Source organism: Bacteroides sp. 90-K9/2, assembly GCF_047310725.1.
GTDB lineage: Bacteria > Bacteroidota > Bacteroidia > Bacteroidales > Bacteroidaceae > Bacteroides > Bacteroides vicugnae.
Map to the genome: position 1 here is coordinate 50,113 of NZ_JBCGVL010000012.1, position 19,995 is coordinate 70,107.

Below are 19,995 nucleotides of genomic sequence, written 5' to 3' on the forward strand. Positions count from 1 at the left end.
TTCTATCCGTACACTTATCAGTCTACCCACTTGAAGAGGCGGTTCCAACGGATTTTACCGTCAAACCATCCACGGTCTTTGTCAAGCGACAGCCATACGACAATCGGTTTGCCCACTACATGATCTTCGGGTACAAAACCCCAATAACGGGAGTCGGCAGAGTTGTGACGGTTGTCACCCATCATCCAGTAATAATCCATTTTGAAGGTATATTCATTGGTCTTTTCACCGTTGATGTAGATACCGTCCGGTTTCACTTCCAGCTTGTTGCCTTCGTAGGCTACGATGCAACGCTCATAGATAGGCAGGTTGTCTTCTGTGAGGGTAATGGTAGCTCCTTTGGCAGGAATCCAGATCGGACCGTAATTGTTGCGGTTCCATTTGGTATAAAGGTTTAGCGGATACATCTGTCCGGCGTATTCTTCCGGTTCCATTACTATTTTGCTGATTAGCTTTTTATTGCCAAGGAGAGTGTCATACATCTTTTTAGTCAATGGAAGATGATATACAGGATTCAGTTTGCCTTGTGCATTCCGGTTGTCCAGTCCCATATCCAATAATCCGCCTTCCCAGCCAGAGTCTTCTATCAGCATGGTGTCATCCTTGCTGATGCCTAATTCGCGCAGCATATCTTCCGGAATGTACGGACCGGTAGTCTGCACGAAGTAGTTGAATTGCAGGTTTTCGGGGTTCTCAATCGCCTTACCGTCAATCATCACCTGTCCGTCTACAATTTGCAATGTATCACCGGGCAAGCCGACACAACGTTTCACATAATTCTCGCGACGGTCTACCGGACGCCACAGTACTTCACCGTAAGTACGCGGATTATTTAGAATCTGTTTACGTCCCGCGTCATAGTAGAGGTCATAGATTGCACGTTGCTGTGAACGTGTCAGGCTATCCATCTCAATCTGTTTGGAGTAGATGCGTTGTCCTTCACCGTAAGCCAGCGTATAGAAGTCCGTTGTCTGTTGGTAGTTCACTGCTACCGTGTCTCCTGCCGGGAAGTTGAAGACAACAATGTCATTCAGCTTCACTTTGCCGAAGCCCGGTACCCGTTTGTATTTCCATTGTGGCCACTCGATATACGATTTAGTATTGAAGACAGGCAGCGTATGTTGTGCCAACGGCATAGAAAGCGGAGTGTTCGGTACGCGGGGACCGTAGCTCATCTTGCTTACATACAGGAAATCGCCTACCAGTAATGATTTTTCCAGCGAAGAGGAAGGGATCTGGTAATTCTGAAAGCTGTAGATATTGACGAAGTAGACGGCAACCAACGCAAATACGATGGCATCCACCCAACTCATCACACTGCGGACAGCCGGATTCTTCGACTTCTTCCAAAAAGACCAAGGTATTTTCTTTGTGATATAAATATCGAAAATGAAAGGAACAATAATCAATCCCCACCAACTCCGTACCCAGAGAAGGAAAGCGAGGTAAAGTAGAATAGCAATGGCACATTTGATCCATTGTGCGCGTGTGGCTTGTCTCATAATGTTATATTTGTTTAGAACTAGCTTCTGAAATCTTAGTCGTTCAAGAATGGGAATAAATCACTCATGCCCAAAAAACCTTCGTGTGTGGCAGTATATTCGGCTGCCAGTACGGCTCCCAATACAAATCCGCCACGGCTTTTAGCATCATGCGTGATAGTTATGCTGTCTACGTCGGATTCATAGCGAATGGTATGAAGGCCGAACACTTCTCCTTCGCGGATAGAGGCGATAGGAAGTTCATTAGGCGCGCAATCGTTGGTTCCGCTAATGGTTCCGTCCGGTGCAAGGAAAGTTCCTTCCACCCATTTGTCCTTACGGTCCATCTTTTCCAGAATACCTTCTGCCAGAGTGATGGCTGTTCCGCTAGGAGCATCCAGTTTATGAATATGATGTGTCTCGCTCATGGTGACATCATAAGTGGGGAACTGGTTCATAATTTTAGCCAGATACTTGTTGACGGCAGAGAAAATGCTGACTCCCAGACTGAAGTTGGACGACCAGAACAGTGTTTTGCCTCCTTCAGCGCAGAGCTTTTTGATTTCTTCGCCATGCTCGGCCATCCATCCGGTGCTGCCGGATACCAGTTTCACACCGGCTTTGAAAGTTTTTATATAATTGCTGTAAGCTACCATCGGATTGGTAAACTCAATGGCCACATCGGCCGATTTGAACGCTTCGGATTCGAAGTCATCCTGATTATTGATGTCAATGATGCAGACGATTTCATGTCCGCGACTACGGGCAACCTTTTCTATCTCTTTGCCCATCTTTCCGTAACCGATCAGTGCTATTTTCATTGTTTTCTGACTTATATTCAAAATAATAGTCGCAAAGATAAGATTTTTATTACATTTGCAGCGCACATTAACGTCTTGTTAACATGGAACATCTTCTCCACTACGTGTGGAAACATAAATTATTTCCTCTGAAAGTACTGCAAACCACCAACGGCTTACCGGTAGAAGTGATTGATTCCGGTCTGCAAAACCCGAATGCCGGTCCCGACTTTTTTAACGCGAAACTAAAGATTGATGGCACCTTATGGGTAGGGAATATAGAAATACATACACATTCTTCTGATTGGTTTCGCCACGGGCATAATTGCGACAAAGCCTACGATTCTGTAATTCTCCATGTGGTGAGCGAGGTGGATACGGAAATAACCCGTACCAATGGTGAACAGATACCACAACTATTGCTGACTTGTCCGGAAAATGTGCAATCCCATTATCATGAACTTTGCGTAGCCGATCATTATCCGGCTTGCTATCCCATCCTTGCCTCTCTTCCCAAACTCACTATCCATTCCTGGCTGACCGCTTTGCAAACAGAGCGTTTGGAACAGAAAGCACAGTTAATCATGCATCGTCTCGAACTTTGCAACAGTAATTGGGAAGATGCTTTCTTTATCACCCTTGCCCGTAATTTCGGTTTTGGATTGAACGGAGATGCTTTTGAAACGTGGGCGGAATTGTTGCCATTTCGTGCGATGGATAAGCACCGGAATAATTTGTTTCAGATAGAAGCTTTCTTCTATGGTTTGGCAGGGTTGTTGGAAGACACATTTCTGAAAAAGGAACAGGAGGACGAGTATAGTATTCGTCTTTGCAAAGAGTTTCGTTATTTGCAGCGAAAATTTGAAATCGGGCAGGGGATGGATGCTACTTTATGGCGTTTTCTACGGCTTCGTCCGGAAAACTTTCCTCACATTCGCCTGGCGCAGTTGGCTTATCTCTATCAGAAAGGAGATAAACTGTTTTCACGTTTACTGGAAGCGGATACTCTGACGGACGTGAGAGCTTTACTGGATACACGTACGTCTTCCTATTGGGAGAATCATTATTTATTCGGGCGACTGTCTCCACAAAAGGAAAAGACGATGGGAGAGCGTTCCAAGGATTTGATTATCATTAATACGGTGGTTCCTTTTCTTTATACCTATGGTTTGCACAAGACGGATGAACGAATGTGTGAACGTGCCTCACGTTTTTTGGAAGAATTGAAGGCGGAGAGCAATCATATTATCCGTTCGTGGAGCGATGCCGGACTTCCGGTAGTCAGTGCGGCGGATAGTCAGGCACTGATACAGTTACAAAAAGAGTATTGCGATAAGCGGAAATGTCTGTACTGCCGCTTCGGTTATGAGTATTTAAAGCATACAAAGATTTAGTTCTTAAAATAACCAAGATGCCAAACTTGTCATTATCTTTGCGTCGTCAATTAAACTCTTAATTTATATAGTGTTATGAGAGCTAAAAAGTTTGTATGCTGCTTGCTGGCTATGATGCTGCTCGCAGGCGTTTCGTTTATCTCCTGCGGTAATAGTTCTAAGGCAAAAGCCGATAATGAACTGACTACACAAGACGGTGAAGATTTCAAATCCTTTCTGGATAAATTTACTTCCAGTGCAGCCTTCCAGTATACTCGTATCAAGTTCCCATTAAAGACTCCGATCACTTTGTTGGCAGATGACGGAGAAACCGAGAAAACATTCCCTTTCACTCGGGAAAAGTGGCCGTTGCTGGATAGCGAAACAATGAAGGAAGAACGTATCACCCAGGAAGAGGGAGGTATTTATGTTTCCAAGTTTACGTTGAATGAACCGAAGCATAAAATCTTTGAGGCAGGCTATGAAGAATCCGAGGTTGATTTGCGTGTCGAGTTCGAGTTGCAGTCGGATGGGAAATGGTATGTGGTAGACTGCTATACAGGTTGGTATGGATATGACTTGCCGATTGGAGAGTTAAAGCAGACTATTCAGAATGTGAAAGAAGAAAATGCCGCATTCAAAGAAATACATCCTTAGAAAGGAGAAATAAGTATTAAGTATCAAGTATTGAGTATTAGCCAGTCATTTGATGTTAATACTTGATACTTAATACATGATATTGATTAGGGTTCTCCGACATAATATCCCAGTTCGGATTCTTTTCCATCCACCATCTCTCTGACAATACCGTTCTTGGTGTTGAAATCCTGATAGAGTTCCTCATAATCACGTGTATAGTCTGCATCGGGGACTACGTTAACATCAAATTTAAGTTCGGCTCTTCCGTCGGGGAGCATATTACCGAAAATCCGGATGCGGTGAACCACCTCGCCTACATTCTTAATACTATTGTAGGTTGCCTTGAATTGTCTGATTCCGTCTTCGGGAATGATGATATGCGAACTTTTATCCAGAATGATACAGCCACAGGAAGGTTGCATTTCTGAAATGATTAACGGAGCATCTCCTGTATTGGTGATAGTAAACATGATATCGAGCTGCTGACCTTGCTTGATGGGGTAATAGTGCCTGATCGAGTCCTTTATCGTCATACTTGTGGGACGTACTTCCTTCCTGCACCCTGTAAAGCAGAGCGGAAGTGTCGTCAGTAGGAAAATATAGAATATAGATTTATTCATTGTTGCCATTTATTTTTATTATATCACTTTTTCAGCATCTAAGGGATGAATGCAATTTCATCGATACCTATTTGCGCTTCCGGTTTCTTTAAACAACTGATTTTGATGCTTAGTTGTTCTGCTCCGTTCAGGTCTGCCGGAACGGTGGCTTTTATCATTTCCCCTTTTTCCGGGGCGTCTTCCGGTTTCAGGTCTATTGTTTTATAGGCTATTCCGTCTTTCAACAGTTGAATTTGTTGTGGCGCATAGATGTGATGCCGGGGAAGATTCAGAAAGCTGATATAGAATGTTCCTGATGCGTTGATACCTTTCACCGGCAGGTTGATGGTACATTCTTCTCCCGGAATGACTACCCAACCGCAATGATAGTCTCCGGGTAAACCGTGAGTGCCATCAGTCAGTTTCTTGGAATCAATTTTATTCAGTTTAGGAGTTGCTGAAGGATTGAGTCCTAAAAACAAGCTTTTCTTGATGTCGGAAGAAAGTAGGTATTGTTCCCATTCCTTTATATAATAGTCGATTTCATAGGCTGACTCATTATAATATTCCATTCCGGTAAATGCTTTGTGTTCTTTGAGCTGGGTGATCCATTTCCGGGCTTGGGGAACCGGTTGGATCTCCTTTCCATTCCGTTTGGCATATCCGTAAGCATCAAAGCCGTGGTCACGTCCTAATTCCAGGCGTGTGAAAGACAAAGCAGTCTGAAGTTCGTGCAGCTTTTTACGCTCTTTCCCTTTTGCTTCGGAAACAAAATCTCCCATTTCATCATAGAATTTGATGAATTGATCCGGATAGAGGAATGCTTTTTCTGATTCTCTGATACCGGCATAAAGTCCGAGTCGTTTTCCGGATTGGGCATTGTTCTCCAATTCAGTGTAGTAATCGTATAGCCATTTTTTTGATACTGGATATTCCTGATTAAAGTAACTTCTGATTAAGTCATCGACCGGGAGTTCCGGGTTGATAAGGAGGGAGGATAATACAAAAGTCCTCATTTCATCGAAAGAAGAATAGCTATATCCACTTCCGTTGAAGAATATGCCGCTGGCTCCATGTTGTTTGAAGAATTGGAGTCTTTGTTGAGCTATCTTTAATATGGGAAAAGGAGTGAGGTAGTCGTCGAAGTTGTTGATATAGTCCCATATATAGATGTTGTTCGTTACTTTCTTCCAGTTGTCGAGTTGGTCGGCAAATTTCTTGTCTTGCTCATCCTTGCCGTCTGTCCGGCGAAGTGGGTAGTCGATGGCGCTGACGATTACTCCGGTGTTGGCGGGGAGTTGTTTGTCGGTGACCTGTTGTGTGGTCAGATAAGAAGTCGTAAAGAAAAAATGCTTGGGAAAACGTTGTGAAAGGCGGATGATAAGTTCCGTAACGGCCGGAGTGGCATTCTTCTCCGTGTTTCCCAGTGCGGTGCAGGTGGCACATGTGCAGGCATACGGAGCATCATCCGGGGCTATTACAAAACGGGAATTCCCCTTTTCACCGAAGTTATTTACAATATAACTTTCTATCTGGCGGTACATGTCCTCGGAAGAGAAACACAGTTGTGAGTCATCTGTCTTTCCATGAATGGTGGCGTATACTTTTTCCGCTTCTTTTCCCAATACTTTCCGCAGGTTGTGTCCCCATATTCCCCAGCTGTCGTCGAAGTTGTTTAGTCCGATCACCCCTGTATGATCGAGATTCAGACCGTGTGGGGAATAAATGCTTTGGTAGTCAAATGTAAAGGTTCCACAAGTATCATTGAGATTAATAAGGGCGGGAGGAAGATCGGAGCCGTCTATGCGCGGGTCTTCTTTGCTGATTTTCTTGATTAGCTGGTATTGCAGCCAGAGCATTTGTTTGTCGTCACTTGCTGTCAACCTTATATCAGCACCTTTGCAGGCTACTTTGAACCCTCTTTGTAAGGTGGGGTCTATCTGTATAATGATACGCCATGCATCCATCTCAGAAACGCCAAAAGCTACCATTTCATCGTCATTTGCACGCTTTTTGAGATGCTCGTACAGGTATTTCGCCCACCGGGTGTCTCTGTCGGTCGGGTCTTCGCCAATAGTGACGAGATATCCTTCTTTCGATGGGAACATCTCCGTGCGTGCCTGCATACGGCAGCCGGATAAAAGGCAGCAAATACAGATCATTCCTGCCAATATGGGGCCAAGCGTATCAGAATGAAATATAAACTTGTGCATAGATGTTATATAAATTTTTATAGCGTGTCGATATGGATTCTATCTGGTTGGACGGACTTGTCCCTCGCACTGTATTGGTTTGGTTATAATAGGTGTTCCAGGTACCCATCAAGCCTATGGTAATGTTAGGACTTACCATATACTGGCCTCCTAATCCCACCATGGTATTGGTGTGAGAGAAAGAGCCGGGAAGCGCATAGTCCAGTACGGCCGTTTCCGGTGCCGATCCGATGCTTGCCATGGCGTTGATATTTGTCTTTCCGTCACTGGCCGGGAAGTACTTGGCACCAATCTGAGCATTGTAATAGAAGTTGGAGTTGAAGAAATGCATATCTATCTTCGTGTTGAGACGAACTACTTCAATGGTCTTGGCTAATTCTCCGCCTACAGTGAGTAGGTTAGTCTTTGACTCATTCCAACCCGTAAACAGATAGCCATTGTCTCCGGTGCCACCTGCAAAGAATTCATCGTTCCATTCATAACGCTTTGTATAGGCGGCTACCCGTCTATAACCCACATGCGCGCCTATTTCCCAATCATTCTTGAGATAATGTCGTAAAGCGACATCAGCCGTTATATCCGGGAAATATTTGGTCGCCAAGGCTGCATTGGCCGTGAGGCTCCACTTCGGTGAGAAGTGATGCGTCCACTCACCTTGTACCTGAATGCCGACCCCTCCCGGTGTCTGCTCTTCCGCTTCCATGCTGTCGCTTGCCGAGCCACTTCGCCCTGCATAGTTGAGGCGTCCTGTATAGCTGTTCTTCTGGCCTTTTCGGGTATATTCGGCCGTTGCAACAGAGGTAATGATATCTTCTTCTCCATAGCGTGCACGAAGATAGGTCAAGGCAATCTCATTCTTGAGCATCATGCTTCTAAGACCCGATAAATGTCGTTGGAAAGAGCGATATTCCATGATGGATGGCTCGTAGAACTTCTGGTAATAATAGGCAGAATCCGCTTGACGGTTGGCTTCATATACCACTCCCTTGGCGTACTTTAATGATTTGTTCTGACTGTCATAAAGCAAAGCTGTATCAAGAACTGCGAGAGCCTTTTCCGGTTCTTTGGCCTTTGTCAGTTGCAGGGCACGGTATTCACTGCTCTGTGAGAATGCGCCTATAATCTCTTTGTTGCTCGGGTATTTGTTGAGTATCGGCTTCAGGAATTCCAAAGAAGCTTCGTATCTCTTGTCACGTTCAAGCACAGTAGCTCTTTTTGCCTGATAGAACGGTTCTTCAGGATAATAATTGATCCCTTGTGCTGTGTATTTCTCGAATTCATCGTATTTCCCGAGTAAACCGGCCGAATTGATGGCATACCGTAATCCGAGATCGCTCGATGGATTCAGGCTAATTAGCTTGACAGATTCCTCGTATGCTTTCTTCGTAGCTCCGGCTTCCATACATTTCTTGATGTAGGGCACTGCCAGTTCCTCGTATCCGATGACATAAAAAATGCGCATATCCTCATCACTCTGTTCGATGGCAGATAGATACAGTTGCAAAGCCTCTTCGGTTTTATCCATTTTATCGAGAATAAATGCCCTTTTCAACGTGCCGTTTTCGTAATCAGGGAAGTGAAGAGTGATGGTGTCCAATGTTGCAAGTGCTTCATTGTAACGTTTCATATTGATATAGCAACTCAAGGCTTTTTCCCATGCGGCACCGTTCATATCATTGTCTATATGTTTTTGAGAAACGAACAATACGTGCGGCAATGCTTCTGCGTACAGACCGAGTTCCATCAGCTTTTCTGCTTTTTTCATGTGCTGTGCGCTCATGGCAAGCGTAATATCATAATCATCAGGATACATCTCATACATCTTTTTCAGCGTTGAATAGGCAAGATCATCCTCATTCATCTGGCGATAAAGCATATATTCTTTATAAAGAATTCCTTTATCATTGTTGCCATATTGTTTTTTAGCTTCTCTGATATAGAAGAGAGCATCGTCGGTATATCCTCGGGTGACGGAAGTGTTCAGCAGGTAGTCCAATGCTTCCTTGTTCTTATTGCCTCCTTCATAGGCCATGCCATATAATACATAAGGATCCCGTTGCTTTTCTGCACGGGCAGCCTCCATTAACAGGTCGTTATACATGCGCCGTATGGCAGGGCTGTTGTTCCTTCGCATTTGCTCGCGTATAAACACCAGTGCTTCCGGATAACGTGCCAATTCGCTGAGAATACTTGCCCTTTTGACGATAAGCGCACCGCTTCCCGGTATGGCAGCCAAACCGTTGGATGACCAGCCTAGAGCGGCTTCCCGGTTTCCTTCCTGCAAATGCAGGTTAATGATGTCCAGATAATATTCTTCGTTTTGGGGAGATACTTTGATGAGCTCCGTCAGCTTTTCGATGGCCTCTTTCCGGTTACCACCTTTTTTCATTTGCTGGTAGCCTACCTCCATGCTGTAGATATAATCCTTCCTTAGAATTGTATCGTTCGGGTAAATTTGATTGATACGTTTCAACAGACGGTCTGCTTCCACATCGTTGTTCTGCTTGCGGTACAGTTCAATCTTTCTTCGCCATAAACCTCTCCAATACGGATTCACTTCCAGCAACTCATTAACGTAGCAAATGGCACTGGAATAATTCTCGGTGATGTCTTCTACATCTACCAGCAGATGTTTGGCATTGACGTTGTTGTAGTTGTCGTCTATCGCTTTGACAAGATGATAACGCGATTGGTCGTAGTTCTTTTCGTGGAACCAGTATTTTCCCATGAGCCATTCAAGGTCAGAAACATTCGGGTATTTCTGAAGGCCCTCCTCCAATAGCTCTTTCCCTGCTTCCCATTCCTCGTTCGCAAAATGCTCTTGTACAATTTGGGCATATTGCTCCGGTGTCTGGAATCCGTTGTCGGTCCCGGAGGAAGAGGTTATCAGTAAAAACAGACAACCTAATATGGTGATTTTATGGAGAAACTCTCTGTTCATTCTATCTTGTCTTTAATCTTTCTTGTTTAAATCGTAGCCGGTTCAGGCTTCATTGTCTTTATATCAGTATCGTCTGCACTTTCTTCTTTCTGCTTGAATCCCTTACGTTCCATGTTCTTCCACTTGAAGTCTCTATTGGTCAGATAACTAAGGTATCCTCTCAATGAGCAGAAAGTGATGATGGGATGATAGAAGATAGGTTCCAATATGGACGCAATGATAATCCATAGGTATTCATATCCTCTTTTATATAGCATCCCGACATAGTAGTCGTAGGTAATAACGACGATGGAAAGGAACTGGCAGAACGTATAGATCGTCAGGTAAATCATCCATGCCGTGTTCCAGTTGACCGCTCCTGTAAAGGCCAGATAGATAAATACTATCAAACCGACGAACTCGATGATTGGCGCCAGAAACTCAAAAACGAACATATAAGGGAGAGTTAACATTCCCATTTGCTTATATGTCTTTTTGAAAATCATCTTGCGATGGATATTAAGTGTCTGGAACAATCCCCGTGCCCAACGGGTACGTTGGCGGTAGAGCATTGCCAGGTTGGGAGGCCCTTCCGTCCAGCAGCAAGTATCAGGAATCTGTATGATTTTATAAGGACGGGAGAAATCGCACATATATCCTACCATACGGGTGATGAGGTCCATGTCTTCAGCAAAAGAGGGAGCATCGTATCCTCCGGCTGCAATCGCTACCGAACGGTCGAAAAGACCGAATCCACCGGAGACATTCGGCATTCCATTGATTGCGGACCACCCCATCTTACCAATCAGATAGGAGCGCATATACTCCAGATTCTGGAAAAGTGGAATCGGTGTACGGGGAGTTCTAACGTCTATGATTTGTCCGTCTTTCACGACGCATCCGTTAGCCATCAACATCGTTCCGCTGACTGCAATTACTTGTTTTTCTGAAGATATAATGGGCGAGATGCAGCGATAAAGAGCATATTTTTCCAGAATGCAGTCCACATCCGTGCAGATGAAATACGGATAAGAAGCAACGTTGATTCCTGCATTGGATGCATCCGCTTTGGTTCCTCCATTTTCTTTGTCTACAACAATAAGTCGGCTGTATTTCGGGTTGGAGGATTTGAGGAGTCTTCGGAACGGTCTGGTTTTGATTCGCTCGATATAAGCATAGGGCACTTCTACCAGTTCATAATATTCGGTCATCTTTTCCAATGTGCTGTCCGTACTTCCATCATTTACAATAACCACCTCGAAAAGCGGATATTCCAATGCAAGCATGGAGTTCACATTATCAATGATTGTCTTTTCTTCATTGAAGGCAGGAGCAATTACCGAAATACCCGGTGTATAGGGGGATTCCTTGATTGTTTTCCGCATATAGCTTTCCACATAGTAATCCTTTCTCCGTTTCAGAGAAATGAAAGAGAGGAAGGCGAATGTGACGAAGAATATTGCCAGCATGCTCGTATAAAAGAATACGAAATAATTGAAGAATGTAAATATTATATCTCTCATATTCTCTAATTTAACTGGTTGATTAACGGATGCTTGGTGTGGGCAAACAATATAGCTGTGTGGGAATCTGCTTTTCTCTCCAATTGATCGAATGTTTTCCTTCCCATTGCACTATACTCATAGAGGGCTTTGAGTATGACTCTCTTGGTTCCCCAGTTATCTGCTTCATCATAAGCGTTGTAAAGAAATCCTAAAGCCTTGTCGGTCTTCAGATCTGCAATAGCCGAAATGATTTGTCGTTTGACTTCTTCCGGTTGTACATTATACATTTCAATCAGCTTAGGTTCAACCTCTTTGTATTTTAGCTTACCTAAAGTCTTGATTGCTTCACCCCGTATTTCCACAGAACGGGCATTGAGTTGCTTCGCGAGAATTGGGGCACTTTCGGTTTCATGATATAGCCGGATTTCGTTGATAAAGAATATCTTAACGTTTTCTTCAGCTGAAGTATTCACCCATTTGATAAAGGTGGGTGTGTTATATCCCACTTTTTTACGGTGTTCCAAGATGGCGTGTAACTCCATCATGTCCCATTGCCTTAACTTCATGCCGATATCTTCGTCGAAGAAGCGGAACGGATCACCCTGACTTAACCACATATAAGTATAGCGTGCCGAGTTTCTTAGTTCTAGTTCACGATGATAGAGGAAACGCACCAATACCGCTTCAGAGGCATAACCATTGATGGACTGAATAAGTTTCAGAGCTTGTATCTTTGATCTTTTGGAACCGAATTGAAGTTCGCGTTCAAGGAAACGTGTGATTTGGAATACAGTTTGAATCGTTTGATAGTTTAGTTCATTGATCTCATCTTCATGCACACTCTTGATTTCTGTTAACAGTTGGGTGATAATGCGTAATTCGTTGGGTTTTGGGCGCTTTTTCGTATCATATTCTAATCTGTCAGCTATCTCTTCTTCACTCAATGTGTTGGAATCTAGTGAGATAGTTTTCATTTCTTCGTAATATTTATCAAACGCTTTATTGTATCTTCGCTTCTCTTTTCGCCTTTTAAATATACCATATATAATATGGAATAGGAGAAATAAGTACGCAATAATACAAAACATTACAGCAATTGAGCATATTCTTATGATTAAAGGATAGCCAATAAACTTGTAATATATCCAATAGAAATAATATTCTATGTAATCTATACCATACAGTACTTGATCCATTTCCCTTGATATATTTAGATATAAAACTTGTATATTCAGAATAAAAGTTCTATATTTGTTGTATTGAATGTTCTGTCTAATGCAAATATACGAAATAACTTGTATATATTATCCATTGTTTATGGACAGCTCTTTTGAGGCATATTTTAGCTCTTGTGATTATTTTCGATGGAAAGGATTGAAATTACAAATAAAGGAGGGTGGAAAGCTATTAAGCGTTAAATATATTTTTGATAAGTTAACAAATGGAGCCTGAAAATAAGTGTGATAAGCCAGGCTCTCATGCGAAACAGAAACAAACAATAAATTTAAAAATTAGATTAAGATGAAAATTAAAAGTTTGGTGTATGTCCTTATGGGGACAATGTTGGTTACTACTTCCTGCTCTGATAATGAGTTGGAAAAAGGTAATGATGGTCCGGGAACTGTTGATCCGGTAAATGCTTCTCCTCTTGTTAAAGTGTATGCTGATGAAAAAGGAGAAAACTTGCTTGCAGAAGACGTTTTTGTGAAAGACGGTTCTTCACGTACTATAACCTTAAATGTCCCTATTCATGCGGACAAGGTATATATGGAGTATAACACAGTATCAGGTGAGGTGAAAAAGGCAAGTTTTGCTTTATCTCCTGTTACTCGCAGTGAGAGCTATCCGACTGATTTTTCTTATGAAACCACTCACAATGCATCGGTTACTCTTTCTCTTCCTGAAGATGCAGTGAAACCGACAGCGGAGCCGACAGCCGATTATCTTTTTTATCATAGTACCGGTGTGGCAATGTTTGAAGATGGCTGGCCTAAGGAGTCCACGTGGTATGACGAGGATTTTAATGATGTAGTTTTTGAATATGACATAAAGGTTTCCGAATGTCAGAATGAAGAATTGATGGAGATTCAAGGTAGTAAAGAGGAGTTGTTACTGACTTTGGATGTTCGTGCGGTGGGTGGTCAGATTCCTACTCAGTTAGGAGTTGTCTTGGAAAACTTAAAGAGTGAGTATGTCGACCGGATTACAGCAAAACTTTCATTGAAAGGCGGACAAGGTACTGAAAGACTTCTGAAACAAGTACAACTTTCTACGGAATCGGAGGTATCGATTGAAGCAAGAGACTGGAGATGGGATCAAGATGATGCTGATAAAAAACGTTATGCTGGTTTGTCTGTGAATACGACTCCGGAAGAAGGAACGGTTATCAAATTGGATGGTTTATCTGGTTTGCATAGTGATCTTCTTGATGGGACACCGAGAGCTTATTTCCAAACAACAAAGGGAGCAATTAGAGAAGGATTGCCTATGTTACGTGCTGAAGTTAGACTGATAGGCAAGGATGGTTTGAAAGGGCAGGATAGAGAAAATCAACTAAAAGCATTCAGAGATCTTATTCTTGATACGCAGAGACAGAACTTTTTTATAGTTGTCAATGGTGGCAAAGAAATACACATGAGAGGTTATAAGCCTACTTCGGCTTATGCTGACTATGCTAAAGATGCAGCAACTATGAGTGGAAATGAAGCAATAAATGAAAATATTCCATATTGTAATATGAATGGTTTCGTTTGGGGTATAAAAGTTCCTGTAGGTACAAGACATGCGTATGAGAAAGTTGCTTTTGAAACGGCATACCCGAAGTTTAAGGATTGGGCAAAAAATAATGGTGCTTCATATAAAAACTGGTATGAGGATTTTGAACCGGAAGAGACCGTAAAATATTGGTAATACAAATTACCAGTTAATACATTATTTGAGATATTTTGTACAATTTGAACCCCTCTTTTCGAAAAAAGAGGGGTTTCTTTGTATCCGGAAGAATAATCTTTAAACTAATACCGTAATGACGAAGCGATTTTTTATAGGCTACAGTTTGATTACTTTTTTTCTCTTAGATAGTGTGATGCTTTTGGCACAACACAAAGCTTCTTTTGTGCAACAGTGGAAAATAGAAGATGCATCCCATGCTTTGCAGATAATAGAACGTGCAGATACATTAGAATTGATAGTTCCGGACGGACTGACTATGTGGTATCGGCAACGATTGGCAGGTGATTATGAAATTAGTTATCGTATCTGTATGGTGATGCAAGGTGGAAAGTATGATCGCTTGAGTGATCTGAACTGCTTTTGGGCTGCCAATGATCCTAAATACCCTAATGATCTTTTTGCCCGTAGTCAGTGGCGTGACGGCATCTTTAAAAACTACAATACATTAAACCTTTTCTACGTTGGATACGGAGGAAATGATAACTCAACGACCCGTTTTCGTCGATACAGAGGAGAATACTATGGAGTGGCAGATGATAAGGTGAAACCGTTATTGAAAGAATATACTGATACCTCCCACTTACTTGTTCCCAATCAGTGGTATGAGATTCGGATTCGAGTGGAAAAGGGAATCACAACTTATTCTGTGAATGATGAAGAGTTGTTCCGCTATACCCTTACGGGTGGTGAAGGTGACGGACACTTCGGTTTACGTCTTTTGCAGAATCATATACTCTTTACAGATTTTAAAGCGACCATACTTTGACTGATATACTGAAAACCTGATAAGACAATATTTCCATGATGAAACAACCTTTTACTAAATTTGGAGTGACAACTCTGTTTTCTCTTTTGTGCTCAGCATTCCTTCATGCACAAGTCGTAACAGATGAGCGGATGTTTTCTTTTGAAGAACCGCAAATCCCGGATTGTATCACCGCTACCCAATCCCGCCTGTCGGTATCTGATCTGCATTATAAAGATGGAAAACATTCGTTGGAATGGACATTTGAACCGGGTGGTATATTGGAACTCAAGAAAGATTTGAAGTTTGAGAAGAAAGATCCGACCGGCAAGGATTTATACCTTTCCGCTTTTATTGTGTGGGTTTATAATGAAGTTCCCCAGAATGCGACCATTGAGTTTCAGTTTCTGAAAGATGGCAAACAATGCACATCTTTCCCTTTTGGCATTAATTTCAGTGGTTGGCGTGCTGCATGGGTCTGCTATGAACGTGATATGCAAGGCACACCGGAGGAAGGCATGAATGAACTTCGGATGATTGCTCCAAATTCAAAAGGAAGCCTTTTCATCGATCATCTGATTACGGCCACTAAGGTTGATGCACGTCAACAGACAGCCGATCTGCAAGTCCCTTTTGTCAATGCCGGAACCACCAACCATTGGCTGGTTGTCTATCAACACTCGCTTTTGAAACCGGATATTGAATTGACTCCTGTGAACGATAAGCAAAGAGCAGAAATGCAACTGTTGGAAAAGCGTTTTCGTGATATGATCTACACGAAAGGGAAAACTACAGATAAAGAAGTGGAAACTATCCGCAAGAAATATGATTTCTATCAGATAACCTACAAGAACGGTCAAGTATCGGGAGTACCTGTTTATATGGTACGTGCTTCAGAAGCTTATGAACGGATCATACCGAACTGGGACAAAGATATGCTGACTAAAATGGGAGTGGAAATGCGTGCTTATTTCGACCTGATGAAAAGAATTGCCGTTGCATATAATAATGCGGCAAATCCGGTGATTCGGGAAGAAATGAAGAAGAAGTTCTTGGCAATGTACGATCATATAACCGATCAGGGAGTAGCTTATGGTAGTTGTTGGGGAAACATCCATCATTACGGCTATAGTGTCCGCGGTCTGTACCTGGCATATTTTCTGATGAAAGATGTGCTTAGGGAAGCTGGTAAACTTCAGGAAGCCGAACGGACATTGCGCTGGTATGCGATTACTAACGAAGTATACCCTAAACCGGAAGTCAACGGAATTGATATGGACTCTTTCAATACACAGACCACCGGACGCATTGCCAGCATTTTAATGATGGAAGATACACCGGAAAAACTACAATATCTCCGGTCTTTCTCCCGTTGGATTGATTTTGGTTGCCGTCCTGCATTGGGATTGTCCGGTTCGTTTAAAGTAGACGGAGGTGCTTTCCATCATCGAAACAACTATCCGGCTTATGCTGTGGGCGGACTCGATGGAGCAACCAATATGATCTATCTTTTCAGCCGGACGGAATTTGCTATTTCCGAATTAGCTCATGAAACCGTGAAAAATGTACTGTTGACCATGCGTTTTTACTGCAATAAGCTGAACTTCCCTCTTTCCATGTCCGGTCGTCATCCGGATGGAAAAGGTAAGCTGGTTCCTATGCATTTTGCTATGATGGCTTTAGCCGGTTCTCCCGATGGAAAGGAGGAATATGATAGTGAAATGGCTTCTTCTTACCTCCGTCTGATTTCAGACCCAAGTATTGAAAATGACTCTCCCGAATATATGCCTAAGGTTTCAAATGCTGAAGAGCGTAAGGTGGCAAAACTTCTTATAGAGAAAGGTTTCCGTCCGGAGACGGACCCGCAGGGAAATATAGCAATGGGATATGGTTGCATCTCTGTTCAACGTCGTAGTAACTGGTCGGCTGTGGCACGCGGACATTCCCGTTATTTATGGGCGGCAGAGCATTATCTGGGGGCAAATCTATACGGTCGTTATCTGGCACACGGCAGTTTACAGATATTGACTGCTGCGCCGGGACAGACAGTAACTCCCACCACTAGTGGCTGGCAGCAGGAAGGTTTTGACTGGAACCGTATTCCGGGAGTGACATCTATTCATTTGCCATTGGAGCAACTGCAGGCTAAGGTGCTCAATGTAGATAGTTACTCCGGAATGGAAGAGATGCTTTACTCCGACGAGGCTTTTGCCGGTGGTTTGTCTCAACAGAAGATGAATGGTAATTTCGGAATGAAGTTGCATGAGCATGATAAGTACAACGGATCACATCGGGCACGTAAATCTTACCATTTCATCGATGGAATGATTGTCTGTCTTGGTTCGGATATTGAAAATACAAATACGGAGTTCCCGACAGAAACGACTATCTTCCAATTAGCGGTTACTGATAAAGCAGGGCATGATTATTGGAAAAATTATCAAAGGGATAAGAACGTATGGGTAGATCATTTGGGAACGGGTTATTATGTTCCGACTCCCATTCGGTTTGAGGAGAACTTTCCTCAATGCTCGCGAATGCAAAATACGGGAAAAGAAACAAAGGGTGATTGGGTTTCTTTGGTTGTAGATCATGGAAAGGCACCGAAAAACGGAAGTTATGAATACGCTGTTTTGCCTCAGACGAATGAAGCTCTCATGAAGAAATTTGCAAAGAAGCCCACTTATAAGGTATTACGGCAAGACCGGAATGCGCATATTGTAGAGTCCGTTTCCGAACAGATCATTTCTTATGTGTTGTTTGAAACTCCTGAAACGACATTGCCGGGTGGTTTATTACAACGTGTGGATACTTCCTGTCTGGTTATGACTCATAAAGAATCTGCTGATAAGATTAAGTTGACGGTGGCACAACCGGATTTGGCTTTGTATCGCGGTCCAAGCGATGAAGCGTTTGATAAAGATGGGAAACGCATCGAACGTAGTATCTATTCCCGACCATGGATTGAAAATGCCAGTGGTGAAATACCTGTGACTGTAACGATAAAAGGGCAATGGAATGTAGAAGAAACTCCGTTTTGCAAGGTGATTTCTTCTGATAAGAAGCAAACAGTTTTGCAGTTCAGTTGCAAAGATGGCGCTAGCTTTGAAGTGGAGTTAAGGAGATAAAAGTCAGACAACAGGAGATCATTTGCTTTCCCTGATAGGGGAACAGTAGTTTCTCTTGGAGAAACTATAGTTTCCATGCCGTTGAAACTGTTGTTTCTCGGTGCTGAAACTTTAGTTTCCCGGTACGAAACCTTTGGTTTCAAGCCTTGAAACTAAAAGTTTCCCCACGAGAAACAAAGGTAATGCATTCATGAAATAAATAGGATTGCTTGGAGCTTCCAGAGTGAATACCTCCGCGTTGTGAAATGTAGTTTATCTGTTTCTGGTGACAGCATTATTGTTGTCACACTGCTGTCACCGATTGCTGTCACGGTGTTAATTGTTAATAATCAAATCGTTAAGCAGCAATCGGTGACAGGTGACAGATATATAATTAAAATAATTGTATAGAGAGGTTAGAACATAAACATGGCAACGGCAACAATACGGTTGTTACATACGGCATGGGTATCTTGAATTTTCCCATTGGACGTATTGAGCGAACCATACCATGCAGAACTTAATGTATATTCCAACCCGAATTTCCAGTGGGGGACATTGTAGGTCAGTTCTGCTCCTGCCGTAACTAATTGGTTAAGGTCTGTTCCTGTTCCATAAAGTTTTGCATCATTTCCTTTGGGAGCATATAGTGCATCACTTGTTCCCAGATTCTTGGCATAGCCTACGAAGATTCCCGGCTTCCATTTCTTTCCGTAGACAACGTTGAACCAAGAGCTGGAGAAACGTATTGGAGTATATTTTTGTTCTCCCGTTTGTTCGTTGACAGACTTGATCCCGAATCCGCCCAAGCCGGAAGCTTGTGTCAGATTGGATCCTAATACACTCTTCGCAGCGATGAACCAGTCTTTGTTGGTGTATTTCACATGAGCTTCGTATGAAAGAGTTGTGATGCGTTCGTCTACCTTATATGTATCTTTATTTACAGTGGACTCCGTACGTAGTTTCAATGATAACAACTCAATGCCTACGCCGGCCAGCAAACCGCCATTCTTATAATCAGCTCCGACATAAAATTCGGGAATACAGCTTTGCTTCAGATACTTATGTGTTTTCCCTTCCGGTCCTTGTGAAGTATATTGTGATTGCCACACTGCGGCTCCGGTAAGTTGGAAATTCTTGTTTGTATAGCGATAACGAATTTGTGGCGCACGGCTGAAGGGTTGGAACGGTGCTCCTACAGAGAGATTAAGAATCTGCGGAGACACATCTCCGAATAACGGATGCCAGTTTTGCCCGAGCAATAAAGCTGATTTTCCCCAATCCAGATTCAAATAAGCATGACGGAGACGAATGACTGAATAAGAAGTACCTGTGCCGCGGAAGTCAACTTCTACTTTGGCAGACGTCTTGGCTGTTCCCAGTTTGGGACCGGCAACGTCTACTCCGAGACGTGAGTATAAAGTATAGAAGTTACTGTTGGGTGTTGAATTCAGATCGTTCCCGTCCGGATCGCGCACTTTGTCTTTCGGATACATATAAAACAATCCATCTACGGTTTCCTCGTTAGCACGACTATTATAATAGAAGTCAGTACGAATCTGTCCGTAGAACTTAAACTTGAAATCCTGCATTTGTGCGAAGCTGCCTGATACGGTTATCAGACAAAGAAAGATTAGAATGTATTTTTTCATAATGTGCTT

The 19,995-nt window shown here is 42.8% G+C and carries 13 protein-coding genes; 5 read left to right on the plus strand and 8 right to left on the minus strand.

Features of this window, described 5'->3' with window-relative positions; translation table 11 throughout:
• Positions 1-17: 17 nt before the first annotated feature.
• Positions 18-1,502 (minus strand): signal peptidase I, encoded by a 1,485-nt coding sequence (gene lepB, locus AAHJ11_RS19945; RefSeq protein ID WP_413580063.1) that lies wholly within the window; start codon positions 1,500-1,502, stop codon positions 18-20.
• Between the two features lie 35 nt (positions 1,503-1,537).
• Positions 1,538-2,302, minus strand: coding sequence for a 4-hydroxy-tetrahydrodipicolinate reductase (dapB, locus tag AAHJ11_RS19950; RefSeq protein ID WP_298044647.1), 765 nt, complete (start codon positions 2,300-2,302; stop codon positions 1,538-1,540).
• Positions 2,303-2,385: 83 nt separating this feature from the next.
• Here dapB and AAHJ11_RS19955 point away from each other — a divergent pair, with 83 nt between their 5' ends.
• Positions 2,386-3,675, plus strand: coding sequence for a DUF2851 family protein (locus tag AAHJ11_RS19955; protein WP_320975009.1), 1,290 nt, complete (start codon positions 2,386-2,388; stop codon positions 3,673-3,675).
• A gap of 75 nt (positions 3,676-3,750) precedes the next feature.
• The gene (locus AAHJ11_RS19960; protein WP_167511794.1) at positions 3,751-4,311 is read left to right on the plus strand and encodes a DUF4348 domain-containing protein; all 561 of its coding nucleotides are present in this window, start codon (positions 3,751-3,753) and stop codon (positions 4,309-4,311) included.
• Between the two features lie 86 nt (positions 4,312-4,397).
• On the opposite strand, the gene AAHJ11_RS19965 is transcribed toward AAHJ11_RS19960, so the two are convergent.
• From AAHJ11_RS19965 to AAHJ11_RS19985, 5 genes are read right to left on the minus strand one after another with little or no spacing between them, the layout of a single operon-like run.
• The gene (locus tag AAHJ11_RS19965; protein WP_148365465.1) at positions 4,398-4,913 is read right to left on the minus strand and encodes a DUF1573 domain-containing protein; all 516 of its coding nucleotides are present in this window, start codon (positions 4,911-4,913) and stop codon (positions 4,398-4,400) included.
• Positions 4,914-4,951: 38 nt separating this feature from the next.
• Positions 4,952-7,105 carry a DUF4838 domain-containing protein gene (locus tag AAHJ11_RS19970; protein WP_320975008.1) on the minus strand — a complete coding sequence of 718 codons (2,154 nt, stop codon included), beginning with the start codon at positions 7,103-7,105 and terminating at the stop codon, positions 4,952-4,954.
• Positions 7,080-10,046: a hypothetical protein gene (locus tag AAHJ11_RS19975; RefSeq protein WP_234131688.1), complete on the minus strand. Its 2,967-nt coding sequence runs from the start codon at positions 10,044-10,046 to the stop codon at positions 7,080-7,082. The genes AAHJ11_RS19970 and AAHJ11_RS19975 overlap by 26 nt, the downstream gene beginning before the upstream one ends.
• A 26-nt stretch (positions 10,047-10,072) precedes the next feature.
• The gene (locus tag AAHJ11_RS19980; protein ID WP_148365468.1) at positions 10,073-11,548 is read right to left on the minus strand and encodes a glycosyltransferase family 2 protein; all 1,476 of its coding nucleotides are present in this window, start codon (positions 11,546-11,548) and stop codon (positions 10,073-10,075) included.
• Between the two features lie 5 nt (positions 11,549-11,553).
• Positions 11,554-12,726, minus strand: coding sequence for a HEAT repeat domain-containing protein (locus AAHJ11_RS19985; RefSeq protein WP_148365469.1), 1,173 nt, complete (start codon positions 12,724-12,726; stop codon positions 11,554-11,556).
• Between the two features lie 325 nt (positions 12,727-13,051).
• Here AAHJ11_RS19985 and AAHJ11_RS19990 point away from each other — a divergent pair, with 325 nt between their 5' ends.
• From AAHJ11_RS19990 to AAHJ11_RS20000, 3 genes are all read left to right on the plus strand, one after another.
• Positions 13,052-14,440 carry an LruC domain-containing protein gene (locus AAHJ11_RS19990; RefSeq protein ID WP_148365470.1) on the plus strand — a complete coding sequence of 463 codons (1,389 nt, stop codon included), beginning with the start codon at positions 13,052-13,054 and terminating at the stop codon, positions 14,438-14,440.
• Between the two features lie 115 nt (positions 14,441-14,555).
• The gene (locus tag AAHJ11_RS19995; RefSeq protein ID WP_234131687.1) at positions 14,556-15,248 is read left to right on the plus strand and encodes a DUF6250 domain-containing protein; all 693 of its coding nucleotides are present in this window, start codon (positions 14,556-14,558) and stop codon (positions 15,246-15,248) included.
• Positions 15,249-15,283: 35 nt separating this feature from the next.
• Entirely contained in the window at positions 15,284-18,355 is a 3,072-nt protein-coding gene (locus AAHJ11_RS20000; RefSeq protein ID WP_320978104.1) for a chondroitinase family polysaccharide lyase, read from the plus strand.
• A 395-nt stretch (positions 18,356-18,750) separates the two neighbouring features.
• Here the strand turns inward: AAHJ11_RS20000 and AAHJ11_RS20005 are convergent, their stop codons facing one another.
• Complete coding sequence (locus tag AAHJ11_RS20005) at positions 18,751-19,986, minus strand: DcaP family trimeric outer membrane transporter (protein ID WP_320978103.1); 1,236 nt, start codon at positions 19,984-19,986, stop codon at positions 18,751-18,753.
• Positions 19,987-19,995: the final 9 nt, after the last annotated feature.

What these genes read in the sequence shown, in the direction of transcription:
- AAHJ11_RS19955 (WP_320975009.1), top strand. Translation starts at nt 2,386, where the DNA reads ATGGAACATCTTCTCCACTACGTGTGGAAACATAAATTATTTCCTCTG.
- lepB (WP_413580063.1), bottom strand. Translation starts at nt 1,502, where the DNA reads ATGAGACAAGCCACACGCGCACAATGGATCAAATGTGCCATTGCTATT.
- AAHJ11_RS19970 (WP_320975008.1), bottom strand. Translation starts at nt 7,105, where the DNA reads ATGCACAAGTTTATATTTCATTCTGATACGCTTGGCCCCATATTGGCA.
- AAHJ11_RS19995 (WP_234131687.1), top strand. Translation starts at nt 14,556, where the DNA reads ATGACGAAGCGATTTTTTATAGGCTACAGTTTGATTACTTTTTTTCTC.
- dapB (WP_298044647.1), bottom strand. Translation starts at nt 2,302, where the DNA reads ATGAAAATAGCACTGATCGGTTACGGAAAGATGGGCAAAGAGATAGAA.
- AAHJ11_RS19965 (WP_148365465.1), bottom strand. Translation starts at nt 4,913, where the DNA reads ATGAATAAATCTATATTCTATATTTTCCTACTGACGACACTTCCGCTC.
- AAHJ11_RS19975 (WP_234131688.1), bottom strand. Translation starts at nt 10,046, where the DNA reads ATGAACAGAGAGTTTCTCCATAAAATCACCATATTAGGTTGTCTGTTT.
- AAHJ11_RS19985 (WP_148365469.1), bottom strand. Translation starts at nt 12,726, where the DNA reads ATGGATCAAGTACTGTATGGTATAGATTACATAGAATATTATTTCTAT.
- AAHJ11_RS19960 (WP_167511794.1), top strand. Translation starts at nt 3,751, where the DNA reads ATGAGAGCTAAAAAGTTTGTATGCTGCTTGCTGGCTATGATGCTGCTC.
- AAHJ11_RS19990 (WP_148365470.1), top strand. Translation starts at nt 13,052, where the DNA reads ATGAAAATTAAAAGTTTGGTGTATGTCCTTATGGGGACAATGTTGGTT.
- AAHJ11_RS20005 (WP_320978103.1), bottom strand. Translation starts at nt 19,986, where the DNA reads ATGAAAAAATACATTCTAATCTTTCTTTGTCTGATAACCGTATCAGGC.
- AAHJ11_RS20000 (WP_320978104.1), top strand. Translation starts at nt 15,284, where the DNA reads ATGATGAAACAACCTTTTACTAAATTTGGAGTGACAACTCTGTTTTCT.
- AAHJ11_RS19980 (WP_148365468.1), bottom strand. Translation starts at nt 11,548, where the DNA reads ATGAGAGATATAATATTTACATTCTTCAATTATTTCGTATTCTTTTAT.